Source organism: Lentibacillus sp. CBA3610 (assembly GCF_013373365.1).
GTDB lineage: Bacteria > Bacillota > Bacilli > Bacillales > Amphibacillaceae > Lentibacillus.
On sequence record NZ_CP035925.1, the window covers coordinates 1,975,327 to 1,992,576 of the forward strand.

At 42.8% G+C, this 17,250-nt stretch carries 14 protein-coding genes and 2 pseudogenes; 4 read left to right on the forward strand and 12 right to left on the reverse strand.

The genetic code is table 11. The annotated features are described in order from the left end of the window. Positions 1-9: 9 nt before the first annotated feature. The 6 genes and pseudogenes from pgk to Len3610_RS20880 form a co-directional block, all read right to left on the reverse strand. Positions 10-1,191, reverse strand: a complete 1,182-nt coding sequence (gene pgk / locus Len3610_RS09990) for a phosphoglycerate kinase (protein WP_176447818.1) — start codon at positions 1,189-1,191, stop codon at positions 10-12. A 136-nt stretch (positions 1,192-1,327) separates the two neighbouring features. Then, positions 1,328-2,325 (reverse strand): annotated as a pseudogene (gene gap, locus Len3610_RS09995) (type I glyceraldehyde-3-phosphate dehydrogenase). 589 nt (positions 2,326-2,914) lie between these two features. Beyond that, a pseudogene (locus Len3610_RS21800) lies at positions 2,915-3,384 on the reverse strand (hypothetical protein). 561 nt (positions 3,385-3,945) lie between these two features. Then, the gene (locus Len3610_RS10015; RefSeq protein WP_176447821.1) at positions 3,946-4,191 is read right to left on the reverse strand and encodes a glutaredoxin family protein; all 246 of its coding nucleotides are present in this window, start codon (positions 4,189-4,191) and stop codon (positions 3,946-3,948) included. Next, entirely contained in the window at positions 4,192-4,797 is a 606-nt protein-coding gene (locus Len3610_RS20875) for an RNA polymerase factor sigma-54 (RefSeq protein WP_255259865.1), read from the reverse strand. Then, positions 4,760-5,482: an RNA polymerase factor sigma-54 gene (locus Len3610_RS20880; RefSeq protein ID WP_255259866.1), complete on the reverse strand. Its 723-nt coding sequence runs from the start codon at positions 5,480-5,482 to the stop codon at positions 4,760-4,762. Before Len3610_RS20880 ends, Len3610_RS20875 begins: the two co-directional genes overlap by 38 nt. A gap of 163 nt (positions 5,483-5,645) precedes the next feature. Between Len3610_RS20880 and Len3610_RS10025 the strand changes: the two genes are divergently transcribed. Both Len3610_RS10025 and Len3610_RS10030 read left to right on the forward strand, forming a co-directional pair. Beyond that, the gene (locus Len3610_RS10025) at positions 5,646-6,143 is read left to right on the forward strand and encodes a hypothetical protein (protein WP_176447822.1); all 498 of its coding nucleotides are present in this window, start codon (positions 5,646-5,648) and stop codon (positions 6,141-6,143) included. Between the two features lie 22 nt (positions 6,144-6,165). After that, complete coding sequence (locus Len3610_RS10030; RefSeq protein ID WP_176447823.1) at positions 6,166-7,071, forward strand: prenyltransferase; 906 nt, start codon at positions 6,166-6,168, stop codon at positions 7,069-7,071. Positions 7,072-8,072: 1,001 nt separating this feature from the next. Here Len3610_RS10030 and Len3610_RS10035 read toward each other — a convergent pair. From Len3610_RS10035 to solA, 4 genes are all read right to left on the reverse strand, one after another. Further along, positions 8,073-8,411, reverse strand: a complete 339-nt coding sequence (locus Len3610_RS10035; RefSeq protein WP_176447824.1) for a hypothetical protein — start codon at positions 8,409-8,411, stop codon at positions 8,073-8,075. After that, the gene (locus Len3610_RS10040) at positions 8,401-9,018 is read right to left on the reverse strand and encodes a hypothetical protein (RefSeq protein ID WP_176447825.1); all 618 of its coding nucleotides are present in this window, start codon (positions 9,016-9,018) and stop codon (positions 8,401-8,403) included. The genes Len3610_RS10035 and Len3610_RS10040 overlap by 11 nt, the downstream gene beginning before the upstream one ends. Positions 9,019-9,373: 355 nt before the next feature. After that, the gene (locus Len3610_RS10045) at positions 9,374-9,559 is read right to left on the reverse strand and encodes a hypothetical protein (RefSeq protein WP_176447826.1); all 186 of its coding nucleotides are present in this window, start codon (positions 9,557-9,559) and stop codon (positions 9,374-9,376) included. A gap of 551 nt (positions 9,560-10,110) precedes the next feature. After that, positions 10,111-11,295, reverse strand: a complete 1,185-nt coding sequence (gene solA, locus Len3610_RS10050; protein WP_369693663.1) for an N-methyl-L-tryptophan oxidase — start codon at positions 11,293-11,295, stop codon at positions 10,111-10,113. 515 nt (positions 11,296-11,810) lie between these two features. On the opposite strand from solA, the gene Len3610_RS10055 reads away from it, so the two are divergent. After that, positions 11,811-12,734 (forward strand): LysR family transcriptional regulator, encoded by a 924-nt coding sequence (locus Len3610_RS10055; protein WP_176447827.1) that lies wholly within the window; start codon positions 11,811-11,813, stop codon positions 12,732-12,734. Between the two features lie 125 nt (positions 12,735-12,859). Here the strand turns inward: Len3610_RS10055 and Len3610_RS10060 are convergent, their stop codons facing one another. Both Len3610_RS10060 and fdhA read right to left on the reverse strand, forming a co-directional pair. Next, a complete protein-coding gene (locus Len3610_RS10060; RefSeq protein WP_176447828.1) occupies positions 12,860-13,288 on the reverse strand; it encodes a GlcG/HbpS family heme-binding protein in 429 nt (142 codons plus the stop codon). A 48-nt stretch (positions 13,289-13,336) separates the two neighbouring features. Next, positions 13,337-14,554, reverse strand: coding sequence for a formaldehyde dehydrogenase, glutathione-independent (fdhA, locus tag Len3610_RS10065; RefSeq protein ID WP_176447829.1), 1,218 nt, complete (start codon positions 14,552-14,554; stop codon positions 13,337-13,339). Between the two features lie 477 nt (positions 14,555-15,031). On the opposite strand from fdhA, the gene Len3610_RS10070 reads away from it, so the two are divergent. Beyond that, positions 15,032-17,026 carry an oxidoreductase gene (locus tag Len3610_RS10070; RefSeq protein WP_176447830.1) on the forward strand — a complete coding sequence of 665 codons (1,995 nt, stop codon included), beginning with the start codon at positions 15,032-15,034 and terminating at the stop codon, positions 17,024-17,026. The last annotated feature ends 224 nt before the right edge of the window (positions 17,027-17,250 follow it).

Below are 17,250 nucleotides of genomic sequence, written 5' to 3' on the forward strand. Positions count from 1 at the left end.
TCTCCAAAATTATTTATCATTAAGCGCTTGGACACCCGGCAGTACTTTTCCTTCCATAAATTCAAGGGAAGCGCCGCCACCTGTTGAAACATGATCCATATCTTCGGCAAAACCGAATTTCTCCACTGCGGCAGCCGAATCACCGCCGCCAATCACCGTATACCCTTCTGTATTGGCCAGGCTTTCGGCCACCTCTCGCGTTCCACCGGCAAAAGCGTTATATTCAAACACGCCCATCGGACCATTCCAGATAATTAATTTAGAGTCTTTGACAATCTGGTCATATTTTTCCCGCGTGGCCGGTCCGATGTCCAGCGCCTCCCAGTCTGAAGGGATTTCTTTAATATCAACTATTTTGGTGTTGGCATCTTCTGAAAAATCATCCGCCACAACGGCATCTTCCGGCATTACAAAATGAACACCTTTATCTTTCGCTTTTTGCATAAATTCTTTGGCCAGATCGAGTTTGTCTTCTTCCAGCAGTGATTTGCCAATCTCATGCCCTTGCGCTTTGACAAACGTATAAGCAAGACCACCGCCAATGATTAAATTGTCAACCTTGTCCAGCAAATGGTCGATGACATTGATTTTATCTTTGACCTTGGCACCGCCAATGATCGCTGTAAACGGTCTTTCAGGGTTTTCCAATGCTTTGCCGAGAACTTCAATTTCTTTTTCCATTAAAAACCCGGCCGCGGCAGGCAATTTCTCTGCTATCCCTGTTGTCGATGCATGCGCCCGATGTGCCGCACCAAACGCATCATTAACGTAAAAATCAGCCATATCCGCAAATGCCTGTACCAGTTCAGACGCATTCTTTTCTTCACCCGGATCAAAGCGAACATTCTCGATTAATATGATATCACCATTACTGACTTGTGAAAGAGCTTCATTGACTTCTTTCCCGTAAACCGCATCCGTTTTAACAACTTCTTGTCCGAGCAGGTTACTTAACCGCTCAGCCACCGGATCAAGGCGTAACGATTCAACCACTTCACCTTTAGGACGGCCGAGATGACTTGCCAAAATAACGGTTGCCCCGTTTTCCGACAAGTATTCGATGGTCGGCAATGCGGCCCTGATACGCGTATCATCCGTCACTTCACCATTCTTCATCGGCACGTTAAAATCCACCCGGCAAAACACTTTTTTATTTTCTGCATTAAGGTCATGAAGTGTTTTTTTGTCCATGCCAAAACCTCCTGCTTAACAAATATGTATAGCTGCAAAAGCCAGCAGCCTTGCCTCATTACATTTTATATTTTATAGGCGTTCAAAGTGGAAAAGGAGAGGGATATAACCCCTCCCCCTAAACGACACTCTATTATTAGCCTTGTTTGCTGATATAAACAGCCAAGTCAACACAGCGGGCAGAGTAGCCCATTTCGTTATCATACCAGGATACAACTTTCACCATATTGTCTTCCATAATCATGGTTGACTGGGCATCAAACAGTGATGAGTACGTATTGCCTACGATATCACTGGATACGATCGGATCTTCTGTGTAACCGACGATTCCTTTCAGACCTTCTTCTTCTGCAGCAGCTTTATATGCTTCATTGACTTCTTCGCGTGTTACGTTATTTTCCAGTTCAGCGGTGAAATCAATCAATGAGCCATCCGGTGTCGGTACACGAACGGCATTTCCGTTCAGTTTCCCGTCTAATTCAGGAATGACTTTGCCGACAACTTCGCAGCACCGGTCGTTGTTGGATGATATTCTGTGCTGCTTGCGCGGGGCACGGCGTAGTCTTTATGCGGGCAAGTCAAAATCTGCTGATCATTCGTATAGAGTGCACGGTTGTCATCAAACCGCGTTTACGCCAAATTTATCATTCAATACTTTAACGAGTGGTGCAATGGAGTTTGTCGTACATGATGCATTGGAAACAATGTGGTGCTTGCTTGGATCATAATCTGTTTCGTTGACACCCATCACCATTGTCAGGTCTTCCTGCTTAGCCGGTGCTGAGATACGACTTTCTTCGCACTGCATCAAGATGTTTTCTTCGCATCATCGCTGAGTAAACGCCCGGTGGATTCGATGACGATTTCCACACCAGATCACCAGCCAAGATCAGCAGGTCGCGTTCTGAAAGCTTGGAATTTTCCTTCCGCCAACAACAAGGTTTTTGAGCCATTTTTACCGTCACTTCTTCTTCAATTGCCCATGAACGGAATCGTACTTTAACAAGTGTGCAAGCATGTCGGCATCAGTCAGGTCGTTGACAGCAACAACTTCTACCTCATCATTTTTCAGCGCCTGACGGAAAACGTTGCGGTCAATACGACACATCCGTTAATACCCATTTTCAGTGCCATGTATTTATTCCTCCTAATAAAATATATCATTATTTTTATTTAAAGGGAAGCGTTATCCCTAAATCGTTTTTGCAGCTGCCTCATCGGTTATTAAAGATTGCTTCTGCCTTGTTTGAAATAAGATGTGATCGCTTGTGCCTTTTGACTTCCCGGCCACTGTAATCACAGAATGATTTGCTTTCAGATAAATCATCAAGATGGATACCATTGTCTTTGACTTTATGACAACCTCACGGCAGCATTTGAAATAATACCGAATGCTTCACTGACAGCTTTTTCCTTCTTCAAATGTCAATAACGTCATTTCGACGTTTTTGCGCCGCTTTGCCATCGTAATCGCATCACCGATCGCATGCAGAACAATGTCCGAACCTTGATGATCTTGCAGGATCTCAATAACAGCAGGTTCTTTTCATTTGTTTTGGTACGATGACTCACTTAATATCCGGGGAACGTAAAGCAGCCGGTAATCGCCGTTTGCCTGTCTTGCCATCTTAGCAGCAATCGTATTAGCCTGGTTTCTTCCTCTTTTTCACCGATACCCTCGCTGGACCAAAGCAGGTCGTATTATCAAAAGGGGCTCATCATCTCAGCGACTGCGGCCATCGTTGTTCCGCCTGTACGGCAATTGTACTGTCCGATGAAACATTTTCCTGGTAAAGGATACACAAGCTTTTCCATTTCTTGTTTTTACCATTTCCTGCTCATCACTATTACGGGAACGATTATAATATTGTTCCAGTTGTATGTTTCCTTCATCGTTTTTTCTAAACACGGCAATTCCCATGATCTCATGCATATAAGCTGCTAATTGATCAATGACTAATTTTCCCTCTTTCGTCAATTGCATTCCTTTTGATGACATATCGATTAACCCCTTGCCTGGAAAGGACATCACTTCACCGCGCACATGCCGTTCAGTAAGTTCATACTGGCAGCCAAAGCACGCCTGCCAACCGGCTGAAGGTGTTCAACATTCTGCATGAGAACATAACGCTGCCGCATAACTTCCAGCAGATCAGGGTACAATCTCTTTTGTATATCAACCAATTCTTGCATGAAAAAGCTCCTTGTTCTGGACGCATTTTGTCCCGGAGAAATAAAATCTGTCCCACAGGCGGGCAAAAAAATTATATCGAATTGCTGTTCCCTTACATTTATTATTTATCTACATCCGTTTTTATTACAAATAAATTGTTTTTTTAAGGCTGTTTTCTAAAGATTTGTTGTTCTTGCCGCAGAGTCATCAACTGCGACACAATTCTATCGGGATTTGGGTGCTCGTCCGTCGCTGCGGAAAAATACTCCCTTTCCGCGGGGAACGCTTCAGCCTCCTCGCTCGCAAAAACCGCTCGCTGCGGGGTCTTCAGACTGTTCCTTTCCCGCAGGAGTGTCGCATTTCACCGCAGCTTAGTGTTGTGTTCTGTCCAAGCGAGAGAAAACCCGCTAACTTTTTCGTGGTTTTAAACATTCAATATGCAGAACGTCAATAACAGCGTATTTCCGGAGCGATATTAATGCACACGAATTTTTCAGTACGTCGAAAATTATATCAATTACGAGGTTAAAAACCACAAAGCTTACGAAAGGAGCCTTTTAAAAAGTAATTTAGCAACGGGCTTAATGGCTGGCTTTGCGGAGTGCTTGTTCCAGTGCATCGTAGCTGATTTGTTCGCAGTTAAGTGTTGTATCATTGATTTGGACAACGGGAATCTGCAATTGATATTTTTCCAGCCACTCATCTTTTGTATGAATATCTCTTTTTTCTATTTCAAACGGGTAATCATGACGCAATAGTTCGAGCGTAGCAAGTGCATCATCACATAAAGAACAGTTTTCTTTTGTATAAAAAATAATGTGTCGCATTCATTTTCCTCCACTATCCCGTTTTCGTTTTGTTGACGCGGCGATTCCTAATTGCTCACGATATTTCATCACCGTTCGGCGGGCAGCGTTGATACCGAATTCTTGCTGCAGCTGATTTTTGATAGCCTGATCTGAAAGCGGTTTTTGTTTATTTTCATTTTTGATTAATTCCATCATTAATTGCTTAATGACAAAAGAAGCTGTCGCCTGACCATCCTTCTGTTTGATACCGGGTTGAAGAAAGAAACGCAGTGGAATAACGCCGTGTTTTGTCTGGATATATTTATTGGAAATGGCCCTGCTGACGGTGGATATGTGCATATCCAGCTCGCCAGCAATTTCCTTTAAGGTTAATGGCTGGAGCATAAACGTTCCATGTTCAAAATACATACGTTGTTTCTCAACCATTTTTTCAATCACATTCTCAAGCGTATTGCCCCGGAATTTAATGGCCTGCTGCAGCCAGTTGACCTGATTGTATTTTTCTTTTAAAAAATCAGCAGCCTGTTTGTCATCAACTTGAAGGTTCTTATAAGACTCGCTGACTTCGATTGTTGGTGAATGCCATTTATAAAAGGAAATTTTCCAGTCGCCGTCCTTCCTCATAGATGTAGGCTTCCGGAATGATATATTCTGTCTTTTTCGCGGATAAAAGCTGACCCGGCTTAGGGTGACAGGCTTGGATTTGTTTTAATACTTCCGCTGCTTCATCTTCTGACAGCTGAAAATGATCACTGATTTGCGAAATGTCTTCCTCAGCCACCCAATCCAAATGATCTGCCAGGAGTTCCTCTAAAAAGGCGCCATAATCCGGCAGCTGCAACTGAATACATTCCTGGAGCGTCCGTGCCCCAATCCCGGCAGGTTCGAGCTGCTGAATTAACCCTAATGCTTCATCTGCCTCATCCATCGTCATATGACATTGTTCCGCCCAGGACACCACATCGATATCCAAATAGCCGTCCTCATTCAGTGAGTCGATTCCGAAATGGACAGCCTCCCGCAAATTATCGGGAACGCTGATGGCATAAAGCTGACTTTTCAGTTGCTCGTACATGGTTAATTCGGCCTGATTCATTTCACCAATTGACACGTCATTCGAATTGCCTTGCTTAAAACTGCTTATCTCATAGTCAAAATTAACTTCTTCAATTAAAGGGTTTTCTTTGGAGATTTCTTGTATATACTCAACGATTTCCACACCGGTAAATTGCAGCAATTGAATAGACTGAATAAGTGACTGATTCATTTTCAGCTGTAATGTCTGTTCCTGAACCATTGCCTGCCGCATGATGAATCTCCCCCTAATTCCTGACTAGTTCCATTTTGCCACAAAACAGACAAAAACTCACGCTCAAAAAATACCATCCCTTAGAATTTCGTGATATATGTCACATCCCGGAATTTCTCCACGTTATACAATAGAATCAAATAAACAAAGCTGGTGATCAATCATGCCATGGGAACTGCGTCAAGTACTTTTGGTCATTCATATTTTGCTTGCCATTATCTGGGTTGGCGGAATTTTGTTCATTGGCTGGGGTGTTTATCCAGCTGTACTTCAAATGAGTTTCATCCGGCAACGGCAAATGTTACTTGCGCTCATGCAATGGTCACATAAATTCCTGACGGCTGCAGGGGCCGGGGTGATTCTTACCGGGATAATGCTCGGCACTGTATTCGGCCCGATAAGTGAATGGAGTGACATTTGGGATACACGTTACGGTAATATTTGGGTGAGCGCTCTCATCATTGGGGTCATAACACTCATATGGGGCGTTTTTGTTGGATATAAGCAATCCATCAAAGTATTATCACATATTGCATTATGGCAGCAAGCGGATTCCGGTGATAAAACACCCCTGTTAAAAGCTCTAGCCAAAATCGCGTTGCTGGAATCAGTTGAGGTTGCCGGATTTATCGCACTTATTAGTTTAATGGTTTTATTATAAAGAACAAAGGGGATGAGCTGTCATGTTACAGTCTGCAGTCAATCATAAAGAGAAAATCTATTATTACCGGGCTTCATGGGTGCAATTGTTTCGCCCGATGACCCTGACCGGTACCATAACCCCCATCTTAGTTGGCACAGGGATGGCTTTCATTCAAGGTGGTATCCGAGTTGAAGTGTTTCTGGGAATGCTGATTGCAGCACTTTTAATCCAATCCGCAACCAATCTGTTTAATGATTATTATGATTTTAAGCATGGGCAGGATCAGGCTAAATGGACAACTGACTTGCATATCGCGCACGGCCCGCCACATCATATGGTACCCTATCTCGCCTTTACCATAATCGGGATTGCGATTGTGATTGGCGCTTGGCTCGCGTCGCAGAGCACCTGGTGGATTATTCCTGTTGGCGTCGCCGGCATTATATTCGGCTACCTCTATTCAGCCGGGCCGCGTCCGTTATGTTCCATCGGCTTGGGTGAAACGGTTGCCTTCACATTTCTTGGACCGGTTGTCACGATACTAAGCTACGTTGTGCAAGAAAATACGCTGGACTTTACGATCGCAGCCGTCTCTCTCCCATTTGCTTTGGTGATTGCTTCGATGATTCTGACAAACAATATACGGGATATTGATAAGGACCATCGTTTCCGCAATACACTTGCAACACTGCTCGGCCGTACGCGAGCAGTAAATTTGCTGACTGCCCTGCTGACGCTTGCCTACCTGACAATCATAAGTCTAATACTCGGAAACATTATACCGAAATCAGCCATCGTGATTGTGTTGGCCATACCTTTTGCTGCACGCCTGCGCTGGTCGTTTCGGAAAGGAGCTCCGCGCACTGATGAGCAGAACGGCATGAAATGGGCTGCCTGGCACCATTGGGCGTTTGGGTTGCTGCTTGCGATTGGGGTATGGATATAGATACTTGAACCACCGGCCACTTATCATTCTAAATGACGATTCTTTTTAATGCAGACAGCTGGAAGACCATTGTTTATGAAAATCGTAAACACCCTCCTTCTACCCCTACAATCGAAATATTTACGGATTTGGGGGCGTGAAAATAAAAAATATTTTTTCCTGAAAGACGCCACTTTTTCAGAGTTCATTTCGATTGTAGGAATGAGTAGGGGGATGAGCAGTCTTCTGGAATAGGGTCTCCGCTTCGGGAATGGTTGGAAGCGGTTATTAATAGAGTTATTAGGCAAAAAGGACCTTGAAATTACAATTTTGCGGGACTGTTAGTTTTTATACTTTCCAACAATTCTTCACTATACAATTAGATGATTACCTTTTATTTTAGACTTAACATGTTGCTATTAGGCTAGTTTTTCAATCCTAAATGGCGAAGAGCCCTTTTCTTTAATTTATTTTTTCCTTTTTCAATTCATTTTTTTGCTCAGATCGTTTTAATTTAAAAGGCATAGATAAGAATGATCATTACTGATACTCCCACAGCTAAAGCAGTGGGTCTGATCCATTGTCCTTCTTCCGACCGGCAGCCACAGGACACATTTTGCATGTGCTCGGCATTTAGGGTTGTTCGGGATACTGGGGACATTTCCTTCAGACTTTTCACGGCCAAAGCAGCTCTGCTGCCATTACGGACCGCATCTTTGACTTTCACAAGCCGGTGGTATCACACCGCCATATGTGTTGCATTAGTTTTTCACACTGATTCCCGAATTTAAAATCATTCTTTTGCCGTTTACAATAGCCCGTATTGCCTGGTCATGCAACTTTTTAAACAATGGAAAGGTTTCCTTACATTTGCTTCGATCTGGTCTGGTTCCTGACTTATTTGGCATTCATCAAATAAGAAGGCTGATATAAAGTGAAACTTCATTTCAGCGTGCGGTTCTTACCGCTGAATGTTAGTTGACAGATCGGACCTTTACGGGCAGCTGGCCCAACAGTCTTTCTTATTTAATTGTATATTGAAGTGGGGTCTTGCTGCCGTTAGGCGGGGATAAATCACGTTGTACCTTTGTATTGTCATCAATCACATGCCAGCGCTGAGACAGCGGCTTTTTGCTGTATATATTTTTAACATGACAGTACTGGCTGGCTTTGAACTTCTGAGTATTCACTTCTGCAAAGGTGCCGCCGAGGCGTATCACTTTTTCACGCAGTATGGTGATAAACATGGCCGGTGCCCGATGGCCGAGTGTTTTTCCAAAACGTTTCTTTCGTATATACTTTCCAGTTTTCCCGGATGTTTCAGTACTCTGCTTTCGTTTTTGCAGGGCTTTAAAATACATGGTTTCCGTATAAAAGTGATCGCCAAGCGTGAGAAGTTCGTTTGCTAAAGTACGGTGGGATAATTTTCGAATCACTGCTTGTTTGCCGATGCAATTCTTTTATCTTACACGATACTTCCGATAATGATTGGAAAATACCCAGGTTTTCTTTCCTTAATTTGATCGTTGCCATCTCTATTGAAATTTTGCGGGTTTGTCGCCGTTTCGAACGATCCATTTTCCTTTGATCAGTCGAATTTGACGTGATATTTTCTTGAACCTGTTCGGCTAAATTGAATAAGGCAGCTTTTGTTAATGATGACACAGCCAGGGTTGATGTGCCAATATCCAGCCCAACATTTCCTTTTCCAAGCTTTCTGATTTTGGATGGCGGATACCCGCTGATAACCAAATCAGCAAAATAGCGTATGCACCCTCTTATTTCTTTTTGAACAATACGCACAAATTTTACCCGGTATCGGTCTTGTACCGTTTTCTCTTTTCCGTCTGATATGATTGTATAGGAGAAGGGTGTTTGTTGATCCAAATGATGAAGGATTTCAGAAGCATAGGCATCGTTCTTTTTTGATTTCAGTGGCGTTGTCAAATCTTTATAACGAGAAATCATCTATAAATCGCCAGCCTGTCGTGTTGGTTTTCCCTTCAAAACTTTCCATTTCCCCTTTTCGAACAAAGCGAATATGTTTGGCCTTGCCAAATAGTTTTTACTGAATGCCAGCCAGGCACGGGAGGCTGTTTTTTTGCCGCAACAGCTTGCATTCACTTTATTATGGAAGTGCTGACGATAGGCTTTACCACGGCGTGTGAAGCAAACTCGGTCAGTCCATATTTTTTTCTTAAAAGGTGAAGTTTTTGATTGATTATTTGCTTTTCGTCAATAAGCGAGACATCATGGTCATCTTTTGCCAATTTCTTATTGACGCCATGCAGTGGCGAATGAATCGCTTATATGCCTTTCCATTTCATTGTTTATCACGTTTCAAGTATTCACCAAGAACGGTATTATATATGACCCGGCAAATTTCCAATTCATCAGTGATAACCGAAAACATTCTTGGATGATGGTCTAATTCAAGGGTTAACACAAACGTTGGGGATGTTCTTTTGGCCAATGTGGACACCTCATTAGCAAGGAACGTATGTTTCATTTTTATTATATCCTATTGACTATCAGAAAGCAAGAAATCGTTTACTAAATACACTTAATCTTTTTAACTTAATTCATTTCAGATACTTCAAGTACCACAAATCCTTCTTTGCGGTTGCTAAAATTGCTGCATAAGTACCTCTATATCCGAAACTTGTGAAATACTGTAACACTTTGCCCTGAGGCATAACCAGCCCCTATTATAACCCCAATAACAGCACCAGCAATCTTTAGTATTCTAAACATAAATAGTCCCCTTTTACAATAGAATATAGTCATTCTTGTTTCAGCCTATCCCCACATAAGTTCCCCCGGGACACATCATCATTGGCTCATGAAAAACGACCATTCTATATTAAAAAATGATTCAAATTTTCTCACCATACCTCCTTTCAAAAGTCAATATTTTGTGTAGACAGGAGACCTCCTGGCGATCCGGAGTATGCCGTTATCATAAAAAACTAATATAGGATTACATTTTCCAAAGCTTCTGGTGCTAACAAGGCAGTCACCAATGATCACAATTCTTTTTTGTGTACAAATTCTCTTACCTTAATTTTTTTCGACCGTTGATGCCCCCAGACTAGGTCGATTTAACCGAAAAATAGAAATATCATGATCCGTTTCCCCGGAAATGGATAGTTGTGATAAAACCTCCCCTACTACACTGGCAAACTTAAATCCATGTCCCGAGAACCCGGCAGCAATGGAAATATGCGCGTGTTTCGGATGTTTATCAATAATAAAGTGACCATCCGGAGTCCGTGTGTACAAACAAATAACACCCTTTTTCAAAGCTCCCGATGCTTCAGGCATGAATTGATCCAGGAACTCCCGTATATGACCTTCATCATTCTTGTTCGATCCAAATTCCCGATTCATTGTATCCGGATCGGCCGTATCAACATATTCATGTCTTCCCACTTTTACACCGCACCCGCCAAAGGTTGGAAATCCATAATATATCGCTCGGGTGCTGCTGTTTGGAACTTCTACCATTAAGGCAGGGAAGGTATTCGCATTAAACAATGATTCGTTCGCTTCAAACCAGGCGACCGGTTGACGAGACGGAACTAATGGCAGGTCAAGACCAACTTTAGAAGCCAATTTCCCACTCCAGGACCCTGCACTAATAATTAACTTATCCGAAGTAAAAGAAGAACCTTTGTCTGTATTTACCTTTACAGAATCATCATACGCCTCAATATCCTGAACTGGATCGTTTACAGAAAGTTCAGCTCCATGATATTCTGCCAGTTCCCGGTAAGCCTTGATACAATTTTCGCTAAACAAGAATCCTGAATTCGGCTCATAGAAGGCTTCATAATCATTTGGAACTTGCAGCCCCGGAAATTGCGCCATTAACTCCGAGCCAGTAAAATGTTCAACATCCAAATTATACTCTTTTCCGCTGGCAATCGCTTCATCAATAAATGGCGCATTCCCTTTTAATCCGAAACCCATAGCACCAGATTGCATGAATATTTTATGGTGCGTCTTTTTTTCCAGCTCATCCCACAAAACTTGGGAACGAAGCGCCAATGGAACATATTCTCTTCCTTCTCCGTATGCGTGTCGTATAATTCGAGTGTCACCATAGTGGCTTCCTTGATCGTGTGGCGGATCAAAGGCATCTACAAGTAAAACGTTAACACCTTGTCTGGCCAAATAATATCCAGCAGCCATTCCCATTGAACCAGCACCAGCAACAATCACATCATAATGTTTCGTCATCATAATCCTCCTCGTTTTTTTCTTTTACACACCAAATAAAGTAATCGGTTACAAAGTAATTACTATTTTTCTGCCATCCTCATATATCAAAAGTACCCCTCGACACAACATCTTCAGTATAAAATTGGGTTAATAATGCTAAACACATTAATAAAATTTAAATCGCCAAAAGAATATTCATTTATTCGCATTCTTCCTGTACCGTTGATAATTAAATGAAATATCCATTACTTCTACTCTAAATTCCCAATTGCTTTTCCAAAAAAGAATTTTTTCAAGCCATTCTAATATAAATAAATCACAACCTTTATTTTTGTTATTATTTAAATGTTTGAAATTATTGTAAAATGGTATAACCATCTTGTAAAATGATTAAAAAAGATGGCTTATATCATGCAAACTGAATGGAGGTAACTGGAAAAGATTATCGTTCAGTCCCAACGTCGGCAGATGAAGGATCCCACTGGTTGCTAAACTCTGAAGCCAGATAAGTTGGAATTACTGCGGGAGGGTTGCAAATGGAAATCAAAGACTTGCTTATTTTTCAAAGTGTTGCTCGAAATGGCAGTATTAGTAAAGCGGCAGATGAACTAAGCTATGTTCAATCGCATATAACTGCTCGAATAAAGTCATTGGAATCAAATTTGGAAACACAACTATTTCATCGCCACAGCCGAGGAACCACGTTAAACTCCGAAGGGAAAAAGCTTTTAGTGTACACAGAAAAAATTTTATCCATACTGGAAAATATGACCGAAGATTTCCAGGATTCGGATAGCCCTTCAGGTAGCCTTGAAATCGGGACGGTTGAAACGGTTATGAAATTGCCAACAATTTTATCTGCCTATCACAGAAATTATCCCAACGTTGATTTGTCACTTCGAACTGGTGTCACAGAAGAACTTATCAATCAAGTATTACAATATAAGCTTGATGGTGCATTTGTTACTGGATTTGGTACCCGTTCTGATATTGAGCAAGTTGAAGTTTTCCAGGAAAAATTAGTATTAATATCCGATAATCAAGAAATTACCTTTAACGATTTAAAAAATAAACCCCTTTTGGTTTTCAATTCGGGTTGCAGTTACCGGGACCGACTAGAAGGTTGGCTTCGTGAAGAGGGAATAGTTAACGCTAAGATTATGGAGTTCGGTACATTGGAAACCATTTTGGGAAGTGTCATATCTGGTCTCGGAATTAGTCTTTTCCCGCGATCAACCGTTTATCATTTAGAATGGATGGGGGCGATTCAATGCCATGAAATTCCAAGTCATTTCAGTAATATTACAACTGTATTTATTCGTCGGGCAGACGCCTATTTAAACAACACGATGGAAAAATTCATTGAAACTATAAATGAATATACAAATAATGATTACCATCAGACTATTGAACCAATTTTTAATGCACTTTCATCGAGACAATTATCTGTGCAGAAATAGATGGGGTCATTTTATGATTCCTTAATTTGCACCGTAACACCGAGTCACCAGCAGGTTTCTAATTTTATTACTTGCCAAAAGGGCTGAGAAGGCCTATCGAACCCTTCTCAGCCCTTTTACCCGTATTATTGTCCGGCACCAACGTTTGTGCTTTCAAAAACATCTACAGCCGCTTGAGCTACTTGACAATCATGGTCAACTGAACTTCCACTCACACCAACTGCTCCGACAACCTTTCCGTCTTGAATAAGCGGGATACCACCACCGAATACGACAATTCTTCCATTATTAGTTGTATTAAGTCCATATAGCTCTGCTTTAGGCACAGTGGCTTCAGCCAAGCTGGAAGTTGACATCTTTAGGGCAACTGAGGTCCAAGCTTTATTTTGAGCAATATCAATACTTGCAAGCCAGGCATCATCCATACGGTGAGTGGCAATCAGGTTTCCGCCTTCATCCAAAACCGTAATGACCATGTTGACGCCAATTTTTTGTGATTCTTTTTCAGCACCATCAATTAGCTGTTTTGCTAATTCCAAATTCACTTTGCTCATGATTTCATTCCTCCAATGTTTAAATAATCAGTAATTTATTGAAAAAAATTACTTTAGTAATCCGTGAGGGTCAATAACAAATTTCCGCGATACGCCGTCATCAAATTGTTTATAGCCCTCTGGTGCCTCATCCAGTGAAATCACTGTCGCGTTGACAGCTTTTGCAATTTGTGCCTTATCGTTTAAAATGGCTTTCATTAAATCTCTGTGATAGCGCATAACTGGTGTTTGGCCCGTTACAAATGTATGTGCTTTGGCGAATCCCAGACCAAAGCGAATTTTCAATGTACCTTCTTTGGCATCTTTATCTTCTGCCCCAGGGTCCCCGGTGACATATAAACCTGGAATTCCCAAACGTCCGCCTGCTCTGGTCGCCCCCATAATCGAGTTCAACACTGCAGCTGGCGCTTCTCCTCCACCTTCTCCGTGTCCACTTGCCTCGAAACCGACCGCATCAATCGCACAATCTACTTCGGGAATACCTAATATTTGCTCAAGCTGTTCTCCAAGATCATCGTGTTCCCGGAGATTTACAGTCTCACACCCGAAGCTTCTCGCCTGTGCCAAACGTTCTTCAATCATATCCCCAACAACAACCACCGATGCTCCTAAAAGTTGTGCGGAATGAGCAGCGGCCAATCCAACGGGACCTGCACCTGCAACATAAACCGTTGATCCGGGTTTTACGCCGGCACTTACCGCACCATGATAACCGGTTGGGAAAATATCCGACAGCATGGTCAAATCCAGAATTTTATCCATTGCCTGGTCTTTATCAGGGAATTTCAACAGCTGAAAATCGGCATACGGCACCATGACATATTCAGACTGGCCGCCTACCCAGCCCCCCATATCCACATAGCCATACGCAGATCCAGGACGATCAGGATTAACATTTTCACAAATATGGGTATCTTGTCTCCGGCAGCTTGGGCAACGTCCACAAGCAATATTAAACGGAACTGAAACTAAATCACCTTTTTTAATAAATTCAACATCCCGACCTGTTTCCACAACCTCACCTGTAATTTCGTGACCGAGTATAAGTCCGGATGGGGCAGTTGTTCGACCTCGAACCATATGCTGGTCACTTCCGCAAATATTGGTTGTGACAACCTTTAAAATGACCCCGTGTTCACATTTTCTTCCTACATTAAGGGGATGAACACCAGGACCGTCTTTTAATACAAGCTCTGGAAAATCAATTGATTCAACCTCTACTACTCCAGGCTTCTTATAAGCTACAGCTCTGTTAGCTACTGCCATTCATATTCCTCCTTAAAAATAACTGCTTCATAACAACAGTTTTTTGAGATGAGATATTTCTCTTTTAGGTTCCCCCTTTACAAAATATTCATTGGGTTAGTTCTTATGCTTGTTACTTACATCATAGGCGGTAGCCATAATCAGGTAAAATGATTAAAATTGATGACTGTTATCTTTAAATTTGATACCCGGTATCGTGTGCACGGCTCTTCTGCAAGGCAGCAAGAGCGCTTAAAGCAATTGCTCAAAAATTTTTAAAATCATATCTTGACATCAATATGAGTTTCTAATAAATTCGCTTTAAATAAAGTATTTAATTTTGAAAACATTGTGATAAATTTCTGTGCATCATTTAAACAATCCAATGCCAGACAGCTTTTAAGCTATTATGTAATCGCTCACTATTTCGCCGATGGGGATAAAAAATGTTTCCGAAGCGTTTGTTCAGAAGCCAACTTTCCAAGGGAGGTAAAATCAATGAATACGGGTCACTCAGCAAGTGTAAGAAAGGATTTTCAGAATTTGTTCAGCCCCTTTCAGATTGGCCGCCGCGAAGTGAAAAACCGGATAGTATCAACCGCTCATGCGCCAGGGTTTGATTCAGGTTTATTAAACAAACGCCATGTTGACTACCTTGAACGCAAGGCTGCTGGCGGCGCCGGTTTGATTATGGCCTTTGGTTCAGCAAGTGTGTACAAATATTCTTCAGCCTCGTATGGTTCAGTCAGTTTATGGGACCCTGAAAACGAACCATTATTAGAAGACCTTGCAGATAAAGTGCATGCTCACGGCGGGCTGATTATGTCTCAAGCCACCCACATGGGCAGACGGGGGGATTCTTCCATTAGCGGCCGTCCTTTACAAGCGCCATCAGCTATTTCAGAAGGGATCCATCGTGAAACACCACATGTTTTGCGTATCGATGAAATACCGCCGATCATCGATGCCTTTGCTGATGCCGCAGCAAGGCTGGAACGCTGCGGTTGGGATGGTATTGAGATCACCTCTTTTTCAGGGCATTTGATTGAACAATTCTGGAGCCCAACCATCAACAAGCGGACAGACCGCTATGGAGGTGATTTGACTGGACGCATGCGTTTTTCCGAAGAGGTGATTGAAGCAGTCGCTGAGGCCGTATCCGATGATTTTATTATTGGTTTTAGAATGACTGGCGACCCTGTTACAGACGATTTGGGACTTGACCAGGATGACATGCTCGAGATTGCCGAGAGACTTGATCGTTTGGGCCACATTGACCTGTTTCATATTTCTGGCGGAAATGCTGCAACCTATGCTGCCCAATCAGCGGTTGTTCCAGGTGATACCTTTGCACGCAGCACGTATAACCACGCGGCACATAGAATGAAAGAAAATCTCTCCGCTCCGGTATTGGTTGCTGGACGCATCCTCGACCCCAAACAGGCGGAAGATGCCCTGGTCAATGAAGACTGTGATCTGGTAGGTATGACCCGGTCCATTATCGCAGATCCGGATTTGCCTCAAAAAACAATGGAAGGAGAACTATCTAAAATCCGCCCGTGCAACGCTTGTACGGAAGGATGCATCGGCAGATTGTATATGGGCATGCCCATCATTTGCACCGTTAACCCTGCAATCAACGACAGTTCCTTAGAAAATATTAACCCGGCAGATCATATGCAGCGAATACTCATCGTTGGCGGCGGACCTGCAGGGATGGAGGCTGCACGTGTGGCTGCTGCACGCGGGCATGACGTCATGCTTTTGGAGCGCGGTGATCAGCTTGGGGGACAAATGACAGCCGCTGTAACCGCCCCCGAACGGCCGCACTATGGCAGACATATTGAGTGGCTTAAAAGGGAACTCGAGCGGCTAAATGTTAATGTGCAGCTCAAAACGGCAGTGACGCCTGACAGCCTTATCGAACTGGATCCCGATAAGGTTGTGCTTGCAACAGGATCCTATCCAGACATTCTCGCTGCAGCCGGCGACGTCACAACGCGTTGTGTGACAGATATTGCAATTCTTGAACAATCCGTATCTATTGAAAAAGGTGAGCGGGTTATGGTCTATGATCGTGAGGGAAAGTTTCGCGGAGCCAGTATAGCTAATTTCGCCGCAAATGCCGGTGCCTCTCACGTTGAATTAGTCACACCGTTGTGGTCTGTCTGTGAGGATCTCGACGCAATGCAAAAGCCGGAGTTGTATCGTCTGCTTGCCGAAAATCAAGTTGTCCTTTCACCAAACCAACAACTTGCAGGACAAAAGGATGGTTACCTCCTTTTAAATGACGTCTGGTCTGGAAACGAGCGGCTTATAGATAAGGCTGATCTGGTGGTATTCGTTGGGTATCAAACGGCAGAAGATGCGCTTTACGAGCAAGTGAAACAGGCATATCCGCAGCTTGATGTTCAAATGATCGGTGACGCGATTGCACCAAGACGTCTAAGCGATGCCATTTCCGAGGGAGTCCGTATTGGCAGCATGCTTTAATGATATTGTGTGATGGACGGAAACAACGCATGAGTATGTCATCATTACCTATTAATGTAAGCGCTTAATTAGACGATTGATTTTCAGTTCGGAAGCAAAACAGCAGTTTTTAATATGTAAAGGGGGTATGATACACAAATCCAGTGATACGGGACTGATCAAAATTTGATACTAGCTAGGCATTGTGGGTGGTCAGGGTTATTATCAAGTCTCTGATAGATCGA